The 18692-nt window shown below is 60.9% G+C and carries 21 protein-coding genes; 11 read left to right on the top strand and 10 right to left on the bottom strand.

Annotated features, from left to right (window positions below; all coding sequences use genetic code 11):
- Positions 1-6: 6 nt before the first annotated feature.
- Positions 7-153, bottom strand: coding sequence for a DUF1127 domain-containing protein (locus tag C934_RS33475; protein WP_018855572.1), 147 nt, complete (start codon positions 151-153; stop codon positions 7-9).
- 473 nt (positions 154-626) lie between these two features.
- Positions 627-1094: an L-2-amino-thiazoline-4-carboxylic acid hydrolase gene (locus tag C934_RS0104820; RefSeq protein ID WP_018855571.1), complete on the bottom strand. Its 468-nt coding sequence runs from the start codon at positions 1092-1094 to the stop codon at positions 627-629.
- Between the two features lie 666 nt (positions 1095-1760).
- Here C934_RS0104820 and C934_RS0104815 point away from each other — a divergent pair.
- Together C934_RS0104815 and C934_RS0104810 are read left to right on the top strand one after the other, a co-directional pair.
- Positions 1761-1967 (top strand): hypothetical protein, encoded by a 207-nt coding sequence (locus C934_RS0104815; RefSeq protein ID WP_018855570.1) that lies wholly within the window; start codon positions 1761-1763, stop codon positions 1965-1967.
- 135 nt (positions 1968-2102) lie between these two features.
- On the top strand, positions 2103-2897 hold the full coding sequence (locus tag C934_RS0104810) for a potassium channel family protein (RefSeq protein WP_018855569.1): 795 nt from the start codon (positions 2103-2105) through the stop codon (positions 2895-2897).
- Between the two features lie 88 nt (positions 2898-2985).
- On the opposite strand, the gene C934_RS0104805 is transcribed toward C934_RS0104810, so the two are convergent.
- Entirely contained in the window at positions 2986-3882 is an 897-nt protein-coding gene (locus tag C934_RS0104805; protein ID WP_018855568.1) for a GntR family transcriptional regulator, read from the bottom strand.
- A 209-nt stretch (positions 3883-4091) separates the two neighbouring features.
- On the opposite strand from C934_RS0104805, the gene C934_RS0104800 reads away from it, so the two are divergent.
- From C934_RS0104800 to C934_RS0104760, 9 genes are all read left to right on the top strand, one after another.
- Positions 4092-5207, top strand: a complete 1116-nt coding sequence (locus tag C934_RS0104800; RefSeq protein WP_018855567.1) for a hypothetical protein — start codon at positions 4092-4094, stop codon at positions 5205-5207.
- Positions 5204-5887 (top strand): amino acid ABC transporter permease, encoded by a 684-nt coding sequence (locus C934_RS0104795; RefSeq protein WP_018855566.1) that lies wholly within the window; start codon positions 5204-5206, stop codon positions 5885-5887. The genes C934_RS0104800 and C934_RS0104795 overlap by 4 nt, the downstream gene beginning before the upstream one ends.
- Positions 5888-5901: 14 nt before the next feature.
- Positions 5902-6552: an amino acid ABC transporter permease gene (locus C934_RS0104790; RefSeq protein ID WP_018855565.1), complete on the top strand. Its 651-nt coding sequence runs from the start codon at positions 5902-5904 to the stop codon at positions 6550-6552.
- Entirely contained in the window at positions 6536-7264 is a 729-nt protein-coding gene (locus C934_RS0104785) for an amino acid ABC transporter ATP-binding protein (RefSeq protein ID WP_018855564.1), read from the top strand. The genes C934_RS0104790 and C934_RS0104785 overlap by 17 nt, the downstream gene beginning before the upstream one ends.
- Before the next feature lie 34 nt (positions 7265-7298).
- Positions 7299-8090 (top strand): transporter substrate-binding domain-containing protein, encoded by a 792-nt coding sequence (locus C934_RS0104780; protein ID WP_245267905.1) that lies wholly within the window; start codon positions 7299-7301, stop codon positions 8088-8090.
- A gap of 149 nt (positions 8091-8239) precedes the next feature.
- Positions 8240-9250 carry a zinc-binding alcohol dehydrogenase family protein gene (locus C934_RS0104775; RefSeq protein WP_018855562.1) on the top strand — a complete coding sequence of 337 codons (1011 nt, stop codon included), beginning with the start codon at positions 8240-8242 and terminating at the stop codon, positions 9248-9250.
- Between the two features lie 225 nt (positions 9251-9475).
- Positions 9476-10462 (top strand): NADH-quinone oxidoreductase subunit NuoH, encoded by a 987-nt coding sequence (gene nuoH / locus C934_RS0104770; RefSeq protein WP_026371558.1) that lies wholly within the window; start codon positions 9476-9478, stop codon positions 10460-10462.
- A gap of 30 nt (positions 10463-10492) precedes the next feature.
- Positions 10493-11059: an NADH-quinone oxidoreductase subunit I gene (locus tag C934_RS0104765; RefSeq protein ID WP_018855560.1), complete on the top strand. Its 567-nt coding sequence runs from the start codon at positions 10493-10495 to the stop codon at positions 11057-11059.
- A 45-nt stretch (positions 11060-11104) separates the two neighbouring features.
- Positions 11105-11545: a CBS domain-containing protein gene (locus C934_RS0104760; protein WP_018855559.1), complete on the top strand. Its 441-nt coding sequence runs from the start codon at positions 11105-11107 to the stop codon at positions 11543-11545.
- 15 nt (positions 11546-11560) lie between these two features.
- On the opposite strand, the gene nuoG is transcribed toward C934_RS0104760, so the two are convergent.
- Genes nuoG through C934_RS0104725 form a run of 7 tightly spaced genes read right to left on the bottom strand, consistent with a single transcriptional unit; the run spans position 11561 to position 18624 of the window.
- Positions 11561-14161 carry an NADH-quinone oxidoreductase subunit NuoG gene (nuoG, locus tag C934_RS0104755; protein ID WP_018855558.1) on the bottom strand — a complete coding sequence of 867 codons (2601 nt, stop codon included), beginning with the start codon at positions 14159-14161 and terminating at the stop codon, positions 11561-11563.
- Between the two features lie 30 nt (positions 14162-14191).
- Complete coding sequence (nuoF, locus tag C934_RS0104750) at positions 14192-15457, bottom strand: NADH-quinone oxidoreductase subunit NuoF (RefSeq protein ID WP_018855557.1); 1266 nt, start codon at positions 15455-15457, stop codon at positions 14192-14194.
- A 4-nt stretch (positions 15458-15461) separates the two neighbouring features.
- Positions 15462-15974 carry an NADH-quinone oxidoreductase subunit NuoE gene (gene nuoE, locus C934_RS0104745; RefSeq protein WP_018855556.1) on the bottom strand — a complete coding sequence of 171 codons (513 nt, stop codon included), beginning with the start codon at positions 15972-15974 and terminating at the stop codon, positions 15462-15464.
- 17 nt (positions 15975-15991) lie between these two features.
- Positions 15992-17206: an NADH dehydrogenase (quinone) subunit D gene (gene nuoD, locus C934_RS0104740; RefSeq protein WP_018855555.1), complete on the bottom strand. Its 1215-nt coding sequence runs from the start codon at positions 17204-17206 to the stop codon at positions 15992-15994.
- Positions 17207-17234: 28 nt separating this feature from the next.
- Positions 17235-17771, bottom strand: coding sequence for an NADH-quinone oxidoreductase subunit C (locus C934_RS0104735; protein WP_018855554.1), 537 nt, complete (start codon positions 17769-17771; stop codon positions 17235-17237).
- The gene (locus C934_RS0104730; RefSeq protein ID WP_018855553.1) at positions 17768-18271 is read right to left on the bottom strand and encodes a NuoB/complex I 20 kDa subunit family protein; all 504 of its coding nucleotides are present in this window, start codon (positions 18269-18271) and stop codon (positions 17768-17770) included. The genes C934_RS0104735 and C934_RS0104730 overlap by 4 nt, the downstream gene beginning before the upstream one ends.
- Positions 18259-18624 (bottom strand): NADH-quinone oxidoreductase subunit A, encoded by a 366-nt coding sequence (locus C934_RS0104725; protein WP_018855552.1) that lies wholly within the window; start codon positions 18622-18624, stop codon positions 18259-18261. Before C934_RS0104725 ends, C934_RS0104730 begins: the two co-directional genes overlap by 13 nt.
- Between the last annotated feature and the right edge of the window lie 68 nt (positions 18625-18692).

The following is an 18692-nucleotide window of genomic DNA, read 5'->3' as shown; positions in this document are numbered from 1 at the left end:
GCGCGGTCAGCGGGCGACAGCTGCGCGGGCAACGCTGCGGATGTCGGCGCGGTCGATGCCAAGGTCCTGCAATTCGCGGCTGGACATACGGCCGAGTTCGTTAACAGTCTGACGGAACTTGCGCCAGTTGTTGAAAGAGCGTGCTACGTTCATGATAATCCCCTTTCCTGAGGGCTAATGACGTCAGCAACCTTGCTTGGCTCCGGCGTCGTTTCGATGGTTGAGATATAGGTGGTTCAATCGGTTTAAAACAGTGACAATACCTCACCTCACCTATGCGTTTGGTGCATAGAATGGTCTTTCGCTATCAGAATGTGCTTGTTTTTTAACCCCATGAGTGAGCCCGTTTCGCGGGAAGACACCAGGGACGATGGTCGCTTTTTTCAGGCCGCCGCGCCAGCGGGCAAATAGACCTGTTGCCCTTTAAAGAGTCCGCGCGCCCTGATCGACTGTCCTCGGCTCCTCATGCCAATCTAGGTTCGAAAAATCGGTGGAAGTGATCCTATGGGAGTGCTCGAAGGGCAAGGGCGCTCCTTGGACCACGCGCACGGGTCCCACTGTCCGCTGACGAGGTCAGCGATCTTCGTGGAAATGAAGCCTGGTTGAATTGCCCTGGCGGTGACCGGCTACGGCGCGGTTTTCTCCTCCAGGACATACCGGAAGTCACAATGTGTCGCGCCTTGCATGATGGTCTGCGTTCGAGACATTTTGATGCGAGTATCGTAGCCTTTGCAGAAGACGGCATCCCGGTTGCAGGACAGGAGATGGCCTATGTGGCCGAGCCCCATCTCGCGGTAGGTTTCGGCATAACGACAGCGCAGGACGTTGTAGTCAAACACCTTGTCATCCGCCCGCACGACCTCGATTTCAAGCGCGTCATCTTGCGTCCAAAGGCTTTGCAGCGCCTGAAACGTCAACAGACTGGTACCCTCCTCCGTCGCGTCTGCGAATTCACGGGCGGCCCGCATCGCCGCCTTGCTTACAGCCGCATCGATAATCGCCTGTGCCTCCGCTTCGCCCAGCCGCTGCCTCAACTCATCATAGATCGGCGCGATAATGGCCGCTTCGATCTTGCGCCGCTGGAGGATGCCCATTGGTTTTGGCGCTTCTACAGTCGCTGGGTCCGGGCAACTTGTCTCTTCATTTGGCAAATTCGACATGCCGGGTTCCCGTTGCTTCGTCTGTCTAGGGTGGTGGGCGCAACCTTGCCACACGCTGCCAATCACGTTCAAGGCTCGATGTGGCAGTCAGGTCAGCGTTGAGCGCTGTACATGGCAATGAAAGAGCGCGGTTTGGCCATCGGTTCTGTAAAGCGCGGCGCTCGATTTCCGCGGCAACGACAAAAATTCAAGACGGAGCGATTGCCGATGCCGTCCGCGGTGCGGTCATGAACAACGCCCACCTCGCCGTCAAGCTCTTGCAAGCGCTTGCAAATCTTGACGCGACGGTGCTCTCCTCGTTTGGCTGTCCTTCCCCCGATGACATTGTAATGCTTCGAGTGATGGTATCAAACGCCGTTTTCGGGCGTCAGCATCAGATGAGGTGGAAAAGGAGCAGGCTCATCGCAGCTACGGGCCGCAAATGGCGTATGGCGGACCTGCGGCAGACTACGTCCGCGTTTGAGGTCCGAGCACGGAATTCCAGAAGACCGTCGTCGCGTTGGTAGGCTCGATTGATTCGGAAAGTAAGATACCTCTAATATGATGTGGCCTGCCCCAGGAACCCATGTTAGGTTTTTGCCAGAAACAACGGAGCAGGACATGGGCATCTTCGATAATGTGATTTCCGGGCTGACTGCGCTTGAGGCAAGCATCGCAGCGATCAATGCGAAACCGCTTCTGGTCGATGCGCAACCGATTCCATCGCGGATAAGCCTGCGAAACCGGTTGCGGTCGAATCCCGGCAAGGGCGGGAAACGCAAGCGAGCTTCGTCAAAGAAGCCCGCCGAGGCCCTTCGCTCCGATTAGATCTGGCCAGCCTAGGTGTTTGCCTGACGGCAATTCGAGCGCATGTCCAAAGTGTACCCATGTCGTGACGCATGTCGTTTTCCCTCGCTATTTTGATCTATAACGAGGCGCGCAAAGCGAGTACATTTCCGATACATGGGCATCCTCGACGTTGGTGATCGTTCGTATCGGCAGTCTATCCGCGATTGGCTTCGTCGCCTCGAAACGAGCGATGACGCCAAGGCGATGGCGGTGCAGGCTGCTTTCATGGCGGTTGACATAGCCATCCTCGCGTTTTTCGTCCTCGGGCCCTATCTGCGAACGGGACCGTCATACCTGATCATCGATTACGCGATTGCGGCGTGGATCATTCTCGAGATGGTTGCGCGCGCAGTCGCGGCCCCCTCAGTCGGCGCATGGGTCGTTCGACCGATGACATGGGTCGACCTGATCATTCTGGCGACCCTGCTCTTCCCGTCCCTTCTCTTCAATTTCGCCTTCCTCCGGGTCATGCGCCTCTGGGCGCTCGGCCGTAGCCCCCTTCTTCTGGCAGGATTGCGTCGGATTGGTTGCAGCGAATTCGTTGAGGTTCTGCGCGCGATCCTGAACTTCCTGGTCTTCCTCTTCCTGATCACGGGATTCGTCTACACGTCGTTCTTCTACGACAGAAACGGTGAGGAAGGATTCGTCGACGCCCTCTATTTCACGGTCGCCACTGTCACAACGACCGGCTTCGGCGACATCACGCTGCCCGGAACCCTCGGAAAGCTCACGTCGGTGGTTACCATGATCGTCGGCGTCTCGCTTTTTGTACGGCTGGCGCAGGCGGTCGTGCGTCCGCACAAGGTCACCTTCCCGTGCCCCAGATGCGGCCTGCAGCGGCACGATACCGATGCCGTGCATTGCAAGGCCTGTGGGGAGGTGCTGAATATCCCCGACGAAGGAAACTGAAGGGCCTTACCGATGGCAGGGTTTCGAGGCGGATTTCGAACCCGGGGCGACATGTGGCGATGTCTGTCCGAGAAAGGACGCGACGTGGTCAGTCCGAGGCGATCTCGATCGAGGAGAGAAGCGTTGAGCGGGCGGTCTTCAGATGCTCGGCGCAGGCATGGCGCGCCTGGTTGAGGTCGCCACTCTGAAGGGCGGCGATATAGGCCAGATGTTCCCCGACCGCGACGTGATTGCGCTGTCGCTCGTCTTTCTTGCTCCATTGATAGTGATAGTGGAAAATGACCGACATCACGCCCTGGATATTGATGAAGAACCGGTTGGGGGCGACGCCGTGGACCAGCTTATGGAACCGGTGGTCGAGATCGGAGAAATCGCGGTAGCGCCAGCTGATTTCGGCCAGCATCTCCCGATGCTCCTGTTCGAGGAACGCAAGCGTGCGCCATGCGGCATGGTCGGGCGGTAGCGCCATGAAGCGCTCCACTGCCCGGATTTCCATGAATTCGCGCATGTCGAAAAGCTCGGCCACGAAGTCCACCGTCAAACCGAGGGCCTTCCAGCGTCCGCTGCTCTGCCGCTCCAGCAGGCCGAAATGACTGAACGTGTTGAGGCATTCGCGGATGGCGGACGTGGAGACCCCAAACTGGCGGGCCAGATCGAGCGCATTGATGCTCTGGCCAGGACTGCAATCGGGTCCCACCATCCAGGTCATGAACTTGCGCTCGACGATCTCCGCGAGCGGCCCAAGATCAGTGCCTGCCTGATAGTCCTTGGCGCACGGCAGGCGCAGGAGCACTTTTGAGCGCCCGTCGAGCGCGACGATACCACTGCTCGAAAGCTCCGCTAGCACGGCGCGCAGCGTCGTCCGGCTGACGCCGAGTTCGGCCGCCAGGACCGGCTCAGACGCAAGCTTTGATCCCGGCGACTTGCGTGCGAGTACGTCAAGACATTGATTGAGCGTCCGTTTGTAAAGCGTGTTCGTCTTCATGCCGCCCCCCGACGCTTTGTCTTTTACAATGATTTTTTTATAAAAAAAACAGATTGCCCGCCCAAATAATGTCTTTTATACAAAAAAAACAGACCAGCTGTGTGGAAGGAGGAGTTCATGCACGCGAACAATGGATGCGAAGCGCATCCTCACACCCTTTTCTGTTGCTGTCCTCTTCTGGGCACCGGCCGCCTCCCGGTGTTCGGCCTATGACGGGGCTCATCCTTCAATTCGGCACGAGCCGCTTCCTTCAGGCGCATGTTGATCTGTTCCTGCACGAGGCACGGGAAGCGGGTCAGGACGTGCCATCGGTCGTCATCGTGCAGACCTCGGGCTCTGCCGAGAGGGCCGGTCGGCTTGCGGCCTTTTCCGATCCGGCGGGCTTTCCTGTCGTTCTTCGCGGCCTTGAAAACGGCATGGCCACCGAGCGTCGCGTGGCAGTGAAAAGCGTATCGCGCGGCCTTTCGACCGCCGGCGACTGGGTCGAGATCGTCGATCTCTTCGCACGCGAAGCCGATTTTGTGGTCTCCAACACGGGTGACTCAGGCTATGCGGTCACTCCCGGCGAGGCGTCCACCGGCCTTTTTGCTGACACGCCGCTTGTCTCGTTTCCCGGCAAGCTCCTTCAGCTCCTCCATGCCCGCTGGCAACGTGGCGGGCGTCCGCTGACGGTCCTGCCCTGCGAACTCGTCAACCGCAACGGACCGGCGCTAAGGGCCATTGTCCGCGACCTTGCGGCGACGGCCAACGCCCCTGCGGATTTCCTGAGGTTCCTCGACCAGGAGGTGGTTTTCGCCAACACCCTCGTCGATCGCATCGTCTCCGAGCCGCTGCAGCCCGCGGGCGCCGTGGCGGAGCCTTATGCGCTCTGGGCGATCGAGCGGGCGCCGGGCCTCAGCCTTCCCTGCACGCATCCGTCCATCGTGCTGACGGACGACCTCGAACCCTACGAGCGGCTCAAGCTGCATATTCTCAATCTCGGCCACAGTGTCCTTGCCGATATCTGGCAGCGCGACGGACGTCCGGAGGATGAGACCGTTCGTGCCATCCTGGCAGACCCTGCCGTCAACACCCGCCTCGACGCGATCTATCGCGACGAGGTCCTGCCCGGTTTCTCCGCACGCGGGATGGAGGATGCGGCGCGCGCCTATGTCGCCACCACCATGGACCGCTTCCGCAATCCCTATCTCGACCACCGCATCGCCGACATCGCTGGCAATCACGCGCTGAAGGTCGAACGGCGTATCGCGGCCTTCCTCGACTGGGCCGGTACGCCAGCGCCGGTTCTTTCCTCGATCGTTTCCCGGCAGAAGGCGACGGCATGAGCTATACATTCGACTTTTCCGCCCTCCTGCCGTACTGGCCGGTGTTCCTGCAGGGGGTCTGGCTTACGCTGAAGCTTTCTGCGCTCGCAACAGTCCTTGGTTTCGTTGTCGGCACGCTCTGCGCCATCGCGCGGGCGGACGGTCCTTCCTGGCTGAAATTTCTGGTAGCGGTCTACGTCGAGACGATCCGCAACACACCGCTGCTGGTGCAGATCTTCCTGGTCTATTTTGGCTTCGCCTCGATGGGCTTGAAGGTATCGGCGAACACGGCAGCCGTCGCAGCCCTTGTGGTCAATGTTGGTGCCTATACCTGCGAGATCGTGCGGGCGGGCCTCGAATCCATTCACAAGTCCCAGTTGGAAGCCGCCGAATGTCTTGGGTTGACGCGCACCCAGACCTATTGGCACGTCATCGTGCGTCCTGCGATCGAGCGTGTCTATCCGGCACTGACCAGCCAGTACGTACTCCTGATGCTCGCCTCGTCGATCACATCGCAAATTTCCGCCGAGGAACTGACGGCTGTGGCAAACCGCATCCAGTCGGACACGTTCCGCTCCTTCGAGACCTATATCGTCACAGGGGCTCTATACATCGTCTTGTCCTTCGTGGTGCGGGTAGCCTTCATCCTGTTCGGCCTCGTTATTTTCCCCCGTCGGCGCAAGCTGGGCACGGCCATCTGAGGAAGGAACAGGACATGTCGCTCACGCCCGTCCACATCGAATTCATCGCCGTCGGGGCGCTCTGGACCATCGGTCTTTCAGCTGTCGGCTTCATCGGCGGTTCCGTCTTGGGCTTCTCCATGGCGCTCGCCCGGATTTCGCCAAGCCCGCTGCTGCGGCGACTTGCCAGCGGCTATATCCAGATCGTGCAGGGCACACCGCTGCTCGTCACGCTCTTCCTCTTCTATTTCGGCCTTGCCGTCATCGGCCTCGATAGCCTGCCGGCCATTGTCGCCGCCGGCCTTGGCCTTGTCATCTACTCTTCTGCCTTCCTTGCGGAAATCTGGCGCGGTTGCCTGGAATCTGTGCCGAAGACCCAGTGGGAGGCGGCCGAATGCCTGGCGCTCAGCCGCTGGCAACGCATGACCCGGGTGATCCTTCCGCAGGCCATGCGCATCGCCACGGCGCCGACCGTCGGCTTCCTCGTGCAGATCGTCAAGAACACCTCGCTGGCCTCGGTTGTCGGCTTCGTCGAGCTCGCCCAGGCCGGCAAGCTTGTCAACAACACGATCTTTGAGCCTTTCACGGTGTTCATCGTCGTCGCCGCCTTCTACTTCGCCATCTGCTACCCGCTCTCGGCCTGGAGCCGCAGCCTTGAAAGGAAACTCAATGTCGGCCGTCGTTAGCCTCAGCAACGTGCACAAAAGCTTCGGGGCCGTGAAGGTCCTGAAGGGTGTCAGTTTCGATATCGGCGCCAGCGAAGTGATCGCGGTGATCGGCGCTTCGGGCTCAGGCAAGTCGACTGCGCTACGCTGTATCAACGCACTCGAGACCATCGACAGCGGTGAGATCCTCGTTTGCGGCCACAAGGTCCACGACGCTGCTCTCGACCGGCGGGCGCTGCGTCGCGATGTCGGCATCGTCTTTCAGAGCTATAACCTCTTCCCGCATCTGACGGTGGCACAAAACATCATGCTCGCGCCCTCCTGCGTGAAGAACATGGGCAAGGCTGAAGCGCGCGCGCTTGCCGAGCAGGTGCTGGCGAAGGTCGGTCTCCTGGAGAAGGCCGACAATTACCCCGAACAACTTTCCGGCGGCCAGCAGCAGCGCGTCGCCATCGCCCGTTCGCTCGCCATGCAACCGAAGCTGATGCTCTTCGATGAGGTGACCTCGGCACTCGACCCGCAGCTCACCGGCGAGGTGCTTCGCGTCATGGAGGATCTCGCCCGCGCGGGCATGAGCATGATCCTCGTCACCCACGAAATGGCCTTCGCCCGCAAGGTGGCGAGCAAGGTGATCTTCATGCACCAGGGCAAGGTCTGGGAAACAGGCCCCGGCGCGATGCTGGATAATCCGCAGACCAAGGAACTAAGCGAGTTCCTGAGCAACGGCCTCTAATTCGATCGAACTGTCTCAAGGAGGAGATTAAATGATGAAACGCAGAACCCTGATGACCAGCGCCTTGGCGCTCGCTCTCTTTGGTGCCGTCCCGGCAATAGCCATCGCCGATACGCTTGACGACATCAAGGCACGCGGCACGTTGCGCGCGGCCATCGACCTCGGCTCACCGCCCTTCGGCATGCAGGACGCCAACATGCAGCCGACGGGCTCCGAGGTGGAAAGCGCAAAGCTGCTCGCCGATCACCTTGGGGTGAAACTCGAAATCATCGAAGTGACCAGCCCGAACCGCATTCCCTTCCTGCTCACAAACAAGGCCGACGTGGTCGTCGCTTCGCTCTCCATCAGTGAGGAACGCAAGAAGGTGATCGATTTCGCCGATCCGCACGGCGTCATCCAGGTCATCGCAGCTGCTCCGAAGGGCCTTGAGATCAAGGGGGTGGAAGAGCTGGTGGGCAAGGATGTCGCAACAACCCGCGGTACGACCAACGACAAGGTAGCCACCAGCCAGGCAACGGGAGCCAACATCGTGCGTTATGACGACGACGCGACCCTCGTCACCGCACTCGTCTCCGACCAGAACAATATCATGATCTCCGCTCCGCAGATCATGAATGCCGTCAACGAGCGCCGGACGAACGACCCGCTCGAGGTCAAGTTCGTGCTCAAGGTCAATCCGTATGCCGTTGGCCTGCGCAAGGGCGACGATGCGCTGAAGGCGGCGGTCAACGACTGGGTCAAGACCGATCTCGCCAACGGAAAGCTGAACGAGATCTACAAGAAGTACAACAACGTCGACCTGCCGGCGGAAATGCCGAAACCGTAAGCGAACAGCGGGGCGGCCGACCCACGGTCGCCCATGCACCTCCCTCGTCCGGTCGGGTTGCCTGCTGATGATGAGGCGTAAGGACCCTGTCGATATGCCCGGCGGCTCTGTGGTGCCGTCCAAACCTTCAGACAATCAGGATGAACTTCATGAAAGCGCTTCTCTGCGAAGAACCCGGCCGTCTTTCGCTTGTCTCCCGTCCGGCACCGGCACGCGGCGCTGGCGAGGTTCTCGTGCGCATCCGCCATGTCGGCATCTGCGGGACCGATTTTCACATCTTCGCCGGCAAGCACCCCTTTCTCGAATACCCGCGTGTCATGGGCCACGAACTTTCCGGTACGGTCGAGGAAGCCCCTGAGGGCAGCCGTCTCAAGACGGGCGAACACGTCTATATCGTGCCCTATCTCTCCTGCGGTACATGTCATGCCTGCCGGAAGGGGCTGACAAATGCCTGCCAGTCGATCCGCGTGCTGGGCGTGCACTGCGACGGCGGCATGGCCGAATATGTTTCGGTGCCCGAGGCCAACGTGGTGCCGACGGGCGGTATCGCGCTAGAAGATGCGGCGATGATCGAATTCCTGGCGATTGGCGCGCACGGCGTCAAGCGCGGCGCGATCCACGCCACCGACCGCGTGCTCGTTACCGGATCCGGTCCGATCGGCATGTCGGCAATCATTTTCGCCAAGACGCGCGGAGCGCAGGTGACTGTCATGGACACGCGCGCCGACCGGCTTGCCTTTGCCACAGACCGGCTCGGCGCTGACGCTGCAATGCTCGCCGATGCCTCCGCCGAGGCGGAAGCGAACCGCCTGACCGGCGGCGACGGTTTCGATGTGGTGATCGACGCGACCGGGAGTGCCGGCCCCATCGAGCGGGGTTTCGCCTTCCTCGCCCACGGCGCGCGCTATGTGCTGCTCTCCGTCGTACGGCAAGACATCACCTTCTCCGACCCCGAATTCCACAAGCGTGAGGCGACGCTTCTGGCCAGCCGCAATGCCCAGCCGGACGACTTTGCCGAGGTCGTGCGCCAGATAGAGGCCGGCAAGGTGCCGACCCGTGCTCTCAATACGCATCGGGGACGCCTGGAAGATGGCGCGGCGCTGCTGGTGGAATGGGCCCGTCCCGAGGCGGGCGTGATCAAAGCGATCCTGGACGTTTGAAAGCATCGACGAATTTCAAGCGCGAGCTCGGGTCCCTGACGGGCTATCGCCGAAGCATCGAATGCCTGCGACAGCAGCTGTGAGGCAGCGACAAGATCATGGGCGCAACCGCATTGGGCTGCGTCACAGTTGTATCTGCGACCTGACAGGTGCAAGATGCGCAATGAATAGCCGGAGATAGAAACCGGCCATGTGTTTCAACCCGTGAACAAGCAGCCGCGGACCATGGAACTCATACTCGCCACCGGATTGATCGTCTTCAAGGTCGCGTTGCTGATTGCGATGCTGCTGCTGCTGCCTCTGCCGCTCACCTGGCTCGAACGCAAGATCGCCGGGCACATGCAGCAGCGGATGGGGCCGATGCGGGTTGGGTGGCATGGGCTGCTGCAGCCTATGGCGGACGGAATCAAGCTTCTGACCAAGGAGGACCACATTCCCGCCGAGGCCGATCGCTTGCTGTTCAAAATGGCCCCCATCCTGGCGCTCGCTCCGCCCTTTGTCGTCTTCGTCGCGATCCCCTTCGGCGAATCCGTCTCGGTGCTCGGCAACGAGATTTCCCTCTATGTCTCCAACATGAATGTCGCGCTTCTCTTCGTCTTCGCGGTGCTTGGGATCGAGGTCTATGGCGTTATCTTCGGTGGCTGGGCCGCCAACAGCAAATACGCCGTCCTCGGCAGCCTCAGGACTTGCGCGCAGATGATCAGCTACGAGATCCCGATGGGGTTCGCGGTGATCGGCGTGGTCATGCTGGCGCAATCCATGAGCCTGTTGGAAATCGTGCGTGCGCAGGCCGATGTGTGGAACATCGTCTACCAGCCGATCGGCTTCTTCGTGTTTTTTGTCGCCGGCCTGGCCGAGGCGCAGCGCATTCCTTTCGACCTGGCGGAAGCGGAAGGCGATCTCGGTGCCGGGTTCCATACCGAATACAGCGGTATCCGGTTTGCGTTGTTCATGGTGAGCGAATATGCCATCGTCCTTTTGGTGTCGGTCCTGGCGGTGATCCTCTTCTTCGGCGGCTGGAACGGCGCGCTCATTCCCTTGCCACCGCTCCTGTGGTTCGCGCTCAAGGTCGCATTCTTCGTCTATATGTTCATCTGGTTTCGTTTCACCTTCCCACGCTACCGCTACGACCAGCTGATGGCGATCGGATGGAAAGTCTTGCTTCCTCTCTCGATGGCGAACATAATTATCACTGGTCTTGTCTTCCTTTAGGGCCAGAGCGGGCTCGGTAGTGAGGCAGCGATGTCGCACGCGCAGGACAGAATTGGCGCATGGATCGGCTGGGCGTTCTTCGCCGACCTGGCGAAAGCTTTGGCTCTGACCTTCGGTTACATGTTTTCCAAACCGGTAACCATGCAGTACCCGGACAAGGAAAAATGGCTCCCCTATTCACGCTACCGTGGGCATCACTTCCTGAAGCGTGACGATGAGGGTGAGATCAAGTGCGTGGCCTGCGAACTCTGCGCGCGCATTTGTCCATGCGACTGCATCGAAGTCGTCCCCTACGAGGATGAGAAGGGCAAGCGTCACCCGGCAAAATTCGAGATCGATACGGCACGGTGCCTCTTCTGCGGCCTGTGCGAGGATGCCTGTCCCGCCGACGCGATCGCGCTTGGCCAGGAATACGAATTCTCCAGCTTCTCTTCGCGCGAGCTGGTGATCGGGCGTGACGATCTGCTTGCCAAGCCGGGCAAGGCAGCGACTGGCGGCAGCGTGGTGGCTGCGCGCCTCAGTGTCGAACCGAAGGTCCTGGTCGAGACCGGCGGGCGGCAGGGGTACAATTGGTGGCGTAATATCCGACGAAGGTGAAAATGCGCCAGCCGTCTAGGCAAAGCGCGCAGAGAGGAGGCCCACATGCATGTGCGCCAGATCTTGAACAGCAAGTCTCCCGAGGTCATCTCGGTTACACCCAACCACACGATGGTGGAGGTCCTGAGGTTGTTCCGCGAAAACAACATCGGCTTTGTTATCGTCGCCCGTTACCCGGGGGAATGCCTGGGAACGGTGTCGGAGCGGGACTGCTGCAATGCCGTCGCCAAATATGGCACCCAAGCACCCGCCATGCGCGTCAGCGATATCATGAGCCAACGTGTGGCGACCTGCGCCACAGACGATTTACTGCCTCTCGTGATGGCGATCATGACCGAGCGGCGTACGCGCCATGTGCTCGTCATGGAAGGCGACAACATCGCCGGCATCGTCAGCATCGGCGACGTGGTCAAGTACAGGCTCGAGGAAGCGATGCGCACGGAGCAGGATCTGCAGGATTACATCTGCGGGGTCAGCTATCATTGACAAGGCACGCCAGGGTCAGAGGCGGCCACCGGTGCTGCCCTGGGCGTTGTCTTCGGGGTCAGGTGCGAGGACGAGCGCGGCTGCGGTTCCATCGGCCACCCGCGCCTTTCGAACCTCCACCGGACACGGGTATTCGCCCCGCTGCATCAGGCTGTTGAGGCGCAACGCGCTGTAGTTTTCAGGAACGAACACAAGGTTCCTTGGGAAGCGCCTGTTGACCTTGAGCTTTGCAGTCAGCTCGCCCTTTGCTGAGCGCACGACAAGCTGATCGCCATCGGAAAGGTCCAACTCCTCGGCATCCTGTGCGCCCATCTCGACATAGGGGTCATCTGCGACCGTATTCAGGATTTCCGATCGTTCGGAAAGATATCCGTTGTGGAACAGGCAGTTGCCGGTGACCAGCATGAGACGGTCGGATTGAGCGCAAGCAGGCGCCGGGGCGAAGAACCCGCCAGCCGGTGGGGCAAGTCCCCCTTTGGTGAACGCTCCGTCTGCGCCAAGGCCGTCCCAGTTCAAGCCCTCGTAAGCAGGAACCAGCCTGGCAATCTCGTCGAAAATCTCGCGTTGGATCGATGGTCGCAGTGAGTGGCCACGAAGTGCCGCGACGAAGTCGAAGATCGCCAGATTGCCGCGTGCCTCGCCGAAGGGTTCATGGAACTTGCAGACCTTCTGTAGCCGGCCCTCATTGTTGGTGAAGGTCCCGGGCTCCTCGCCGTAACTCGCGGCCGGCAGCACCACCTCGGCCATGCCGACAGTCTCGGTGAGAAACGCATCCTGCACGATCAGGAGCTCGGCGGCACGAAGGGCCTGCTGTACGTACGCACGGTCGGGATAGGACCCAAGCGGGTCGCTTCCGGCAATGTAGAGCGCGCCCATCTGCCCCTTGTCGCAGAGGCCGAGCATCCCGTCGAAATCCGAGCCGGGCTCGGACGGTATCTCAGTGCCCCAGCTCCGTTCGAGTGTTGTGTGTGTCTGATCGTCAGCGACCGGGCGCAGCCCCGGCAGAGTTGCCGGCAGCACGCCCATATCCCAGGCTCCAAGCTGGTTGGCGCGGTCGAAGAGAAACTGCATCGCCAGTCTTTTGCCAAGCAGGCGGACAAGCTGCACAAGGTTTGAGAGTTGCTGCAGTGTGTCACGTGCTGTCGACGACCTCAGGAGCTCGGCGCTGACAAGCAGTGTGACGCTCTGCGCGTCGAGCAATGCCCGCACCAAACGAGATACCTCATCGCCAATGGCCGCCGGCGATCCGCCGAGGTTCGCGGGAACGGCGCCCAGCAGGTTCGGATCAGCCGCTGCCATGAGCCCAGCCACCACCCCAGCGAGACCTGGCCCCTCACCGCCCGGTGACACACGAACGACCGCCCTGGCATCGGCGTCCAGACGGGATGGCCGGGCCGAAAGCATGAATAATCCGGTCTGTCGCCGCCGCGCAGCGTCCCGCAGGAGGTATTCGGTGACCGGGTTTTCCTCGGTCGGGTTACCACCGATGACAAGCACGCAATCGTTGCCGATCACGTCCGTCAGCGGCGCGCGGCTGTAGTGGCCGGTGACCAACGCACCGAGCGGATCGTAGGGTGTCGACCAGCGCGAGGAACAGTCCATGTTGTTGGTCCGGAAGACCGTGCGCATCATTTTCTGGAATTGATAAAGCGTCTCGTTTGGAAGGCGTGGCGAGGCAAGCCCGCCTGCGGCCTTTCCTTGCACCGCCGAAAGGCGCCGTTTCAGGTGGTCCCCGGCCTCTTCCCAGGAAACTGCGACAAGGGCGCCATCACGGCGGACCATCGGTCGCCTGATCCTCTTCGGGCTTGTGACAAAATCGAGGCCAAAGCGCCCGCGCACGCAGAGCGTTTCGCGGTTGACCCCCTCGTCCCATTTTGAGCGCACGCGCATGAACTCGCCCTTGCGCGTGCCAACTGTCAGCTGGCAGCCGGTACCGCAATGCGGGCAGATGGTGTCGGTCTCAGTCAGATCCCAGGGCCGCGCCTTGTAACGATAGGGGAAGCTCATCAGCGCACCGACCGGGCAGACTTCGATGCAATTGCCGCATTGGTCGCAGCTCGCGAGACTGCCCTCAAACCCGGTTACGGCAGTATCCATGCCTTTCTCGACCGTGCCCAAGGCGACCGCGCCGACCACCTCCTCGCACATCCGCACGCACCGCTGGCACTGGATACAGCGATTGACATTCATGATGACGACGGGGCTCAGACGGATATCTTCAGAATGGAACACGCGTTTGGCATCGCGGAAACGGCTTTCGCGTGGCCCATAGGCCATCACCTGGTTCTGCAGTTCACACTCGCCGCCCTTGTCGCAGATGGGGCAGTCGAGGGGGTGATTGGCGAGCAGCATGTCGAGCATGGACGAACGTGTTTCGTCAATCAGCGGCGTGTTCGTTCGCACGACCATGCCGTCTGTGACCGTGGTGGCGCAGGACGGCTGCAGCTTTCGCTGTCCTTCGATTTCGATCAGGCACATCCGGCACGAGGCCAGCGGCGGCAGCCGCTTCATATAGCAGAAAGTCGGGATGTCGATACCCAGACGCTGAGCCGCCTGCAGCACCGTAGACCCGGCCTCCACGTCCAGTGTCTGGTCATTGATCGTGACGCGAACCATGGCTTCCTCGCGGTCTTCTCCCGATGCACCCTAGTGGTACGGGCACCTGTGCTCCTTGATATGGACGTCGAACTCGTCGCGGAAATGCTTGAGCGCAGCCCGCAGTCCCATCGCCGCGCCGTCACCCAGCGCGCAGAACGTATTTCCGAAAATGCCTTTGCACAGGGCGTCGAGCTGCTCCAGATCACCGGGCTCACCCTGTCCCGCCTCGACCCGGCGCAGTACTTTCACCGCCCAGTCCAGCCCTTCACGGCATGGGGTGCATTTGCCGCAGGATTCGTGATGGAAGAACTCGACGATCCGTGTGGCGACCTTGACCATGCAGGTCGCATCATCGATCACGATCACGCCGGCCGAGCCGAGCATCGAGCCGGCGGCAGCTAGCGAGTCAAAATCCATCCCCACATCAAGCCCGTTCTCCGGTATGACCGGCGCCGAGACCCCGCCCGGGATCACCGCCTTGATTTTGCGTCCCGGCAACGGGCCGCCGGCGTGGCTCTCGACGAGTTCCCGCAGCGGTATGCCCATCGGCAACTCATAGAGACCGGGTTTCAACACCTGTCCGCTGACGCAATAGAGCTTCGGGCCGGGGCTCTTGTCCGGTCCGATCTCCCGAAACCACCTCGAGCCACGCATCACGATATGCGGCACGCAGGCAAGCGTCTCGACATTGTTGATCACCGTGGGGCTGGCATATAGCCCCTCGACTGCCGGAAACGGCGGTTTCAGCCGGGGCTGGGCGCGTTTACCCTCGAGCGAGTCGAGCATCGCGGTCTCCTCGCCGCAAATATAGGCGCCAGCACCGCAATGGATATGCACGGTGAAATCGAAATCGGTACCCAGGATTCTCCGCCCGAGGTAGCCTTTATCGTGGGCCTCGGCGATCGCCTGCTCCAGGCGACGGATCGCTGTCACATACTCTCCACGAACATAGACATAAGCGGTCTTGGCGCCAATTGCGTACGCGCTCACCGCCAACCCCTCCACGAGCTGGTGTGGGTCGCGCTCCATGATGATGCGGTCCTTGAAGGTACCGGGCTCGCCCTCGTCGGCGTTGCAGCAGAGATATTTCGGCTTGCCTGTTTGCTTCGGGACGAAGCTCCATTTCATCCCCGTCGGGAAACCGGCACCGCCGCGACCTCGCAGGTTTGCCTCCTTGACGAGGTCGATGACCTCGTCGGGGGCGTGCTCGCGCAGCGCCTTCTTCAGCGCCTGGTAGCCGCCGCCGGCTTCATAGGTCGACAACAAATGACCATCCTGCGCGTTGATGTTCTTGAGGAGAACCGGTTCGAACATGGCTTTACTCTCCCGGCGGCCGCGCCGAAGCGGGCTCAATGCCTGCCGCTCGCGACACTCCTGCCCGCAGACTGTCGAGCAGTTGATTCACCCGCGCGTCATCCAGCTTGCCATGGTAGTCGTCGCCAACCTGCATCACTGGAGCCATCTCGCAGGCCCCGAGGCATTCCACGGTCGAAAGCGTGAACAGCCCGTCCGGGGTCGTTTCTCCCTTTTTGATCTGCAGCACGGTTTCGAGATGTTTCAGCAGATTCTCCGAGCCGCACAGCATGCAGGAAACATTGTCACAGAGCTGCAGGTGGAACAGGCCAATCGGTTCGGTATGGAAGAGCGTGTAAAAAGTCGCCAGCTCGTAAACCCAGATCCGCTCGACGCCGAGGATGTCGGCGACCTCCTCGAGCACGGGGCCTGGCAGATAACCATGTTCTTTCTGCGCGATCAGAAGCGCGGGCATGATCGCTGAGCGCTGGTTCGGATACCGCGCTGCCGCTGCTTCTATTTTTTCGCGCATGCTCATTGCATCCAGATCTCCAGTTACTTGTCCACCTCCGCCATCACCGGGTCGAGGCTACCCAGCACGGCTATCATGTCGGCCAGGTAGTGTGCGTTGGTCACCCCGAAGAGCCCCTGAAGATTGACGAAGGACGGGGCGCGCACTTTCATGCGGAACGGTTTCGGCGACCCATCGCTGATAATGTAGAAGCCCAATTCACCCTTTGGCGCCTCGATCGCCGAATAGACCTCGCCCCTGGGTACGTCAAAGCCGTAGGCCGACAGGTCGAAATGCTGGATCAGGGCCTCCATCGAACAATGCACGCGTTCCTTGTCCACCGGGAACGCGATCGTCGGCATGTCGATCTGGAATGGCCCGTCCGGCATCTGCTCGAGGCATTGTTCGATGATCGCGATGCTTTCGCGCATCTCGTCAACGCGGCACCGCCAGCGCGCATAGCAATCGCCCTCGTTGCGGGTGATGACGTTGAAGGCGAGCCTTTCATAAATCTCGTAGGGCTCGTCGCGGCGGATATCCCAGTCGACACCTGAGGCCCGCAGGTTCGGGCCACTCAGACCAAGATCGACCGCATCTTCGCCGGAGATCACGCCGATCCCCTTCGTGCGCTTGAGGAAGACCCTGTTATCTTCGAGCAATCGCTCATAGTCGCGGATCCGGTTCGGGAAGATGTCGCAGAACTCCCTGATCTTGGGCAGGAAGCCGTCGGGCAGATCCTCGCGCACTCCGCCAACCCTGCAAAAGGACGTGTGCATGCGCGCACCGGTAACCATCTCCAGCAAGTCCATGATCATTTCGCGCTCACGCATGACGTAGAGCAGCGCAGTCATTGCGCCGAGATCCATTGGCAGCGCACCCGTGATCAGAAGATGACCGGAAATCCTTGCCAGTTCGGCCATCATCACGCGGATATACTGAGCGCGGATCGGCGCTTCGATGCCGAGGAGCTTCTCCACCGCCAGCGCGAAGGCCAGGTTGTTCGACGGCGGACAGAGATAGTCGAGCCGGTCCGTCAGCGGGAAAATCTGGGTGTAGGTGAAGCTCTCGGCGAGCTTTTCCGTGCCGCGATGGAGGTAGCCGATATGCGGGTCCACGCGCTCGACATACTCGCCGTCCAGTTCGAGAACGAGCCGGAGCACCCCGTGAGTGCTGGGGTGCTGCGGGCCGAGATTGAGAAGCACTTCCTTGGTGTGGAGCGCTTCGCCTTGCGGCCTGCTGAGCTCGGTGACTTCGGTCATCTCAACCCTCCGGCGTAGAACGGCCTCCTTATGGGATGTCCCTGGTGGCAATGTCCGGCTGCGTCGGCGGCGGACCTTCGGCACCGAAGGGATTCAGTTTGTCCTTGTAGCCCCTCAAGGGGAAATCCTTGCGCTGGGGAAAGCCCTCGAAGCCTTCCCACATGTAGATCCGGCGCAGATCGGGATGGCCCTCGAACTTGATGCCGTACATGTCCCAGGCTTCGCGCTCATGCCAATTGGCCGTCCGCCAGATGCCCGTCACCGACGGAACGCTTGGCAGTTCACTAAGGCGGCACTTGATGCGCACGCGCCATTTGTTCTCCAGCGAATAGAGGTGGTACACGGCCTCATAGCGTGGCAGCTCGGGGTAATGATCGACGCCGCAGATATCGGACAGGAAATTGAACTGCAGCGCCGGGTGCTGTTTCAGAAATCGGCAGAACTCAACGATCATTTCCGGTGGAACGGCAAAGGCATGAATGCCATGCCTGGCGCCGAGATCCTCGATTGCGGCGTTGAAATGTTCGATGACCAGAGCGGGATTGAAAGACGACTTGACGCTCATGAGACTGCAATCCGATCGAGAGGCGTCCCGGCCAGCGCGCGGGATTTCTTGATCTTCTCCTGAAGCAGCAGGAAACCGTGCATCAGCGCCTCGGGCCGAGGCGGGCAGCCGGGAACGTGCACGTCCACCGGCACGAAGGTTTCCGATCCCTGCACCACCGCATAGGTATTGTAGACCCCGCCCGAGATCGCGCAGGTGCCCATCGCGATCACCCAGCGCGGCTCCGGCATCTGGTCATAAAGCCGGCGCACGACGGGAGCGAATTTCCGGGTCACGGTACCGGCGATGATCATCACGTCGGATTGGCGCGGCGAAGGCCGGAACACCACACCGAACCGGTCGAGGTCGTAACGCGCGCATCCTGCCGAGATCATCTCGATGGCGCAGCAGGCAATGCCGAAGGTCTCTGGCCACAGCGCCGAGCGTCGGCTCCAGCCGATGATGCTGTCGGCAGTCGTGAACAGCACGCTGTCGCGGATCGCATCGCCTACGCCTCCCATTCCAGCGCTCCCTTCAGCCAGGCGTAGGCGAAACCCACGATCAGCAGCAACATGAACACGAACATCTCGACATAGGCGACCAGACCGATGTCCTTCAGGACGACGGCCCAGGGAAAGAGAAACATCGTCTCGACGTCGAAGACCACCAGCAGGATCGCCAGCATGAAGAACTGCACCCTGAAACGGCCGCCGGCGGCCTCCCCGGCCGGGTCCATGCCGCATTCATAGGCCACGTTCTTTGCAGGATAGGGATTGGATGGCCGTAGCAGTGACGAGACAAAAAGCGTTGCTCCCGTCACCAGAGCAACTCCGGCGACCATGACGAGGACTGGCAGGAATTCCATTGCAGTCATAGCCATATCGCATTGCTGCGGTCGCCCACCGAGGGTTCTTTTCAGGCCGCCGCCGGCGCCAGTTCGGA

It is taken from the genome of Rhizobium sp. 42MFCr.1 (assembly GCF_000377185.1).
GTDB lineage: Bacteria > Pseudomonadota > Alphaproteobacteria > Rhizobiales > Rhizobiaceae > Rhizobium > Rhizobium altiplani.
The sequence above is the reverse complement of the archived record's forward strand: the minus strand, read 5'-3'. Positions and strand labels throughout refer to the sequence as shown.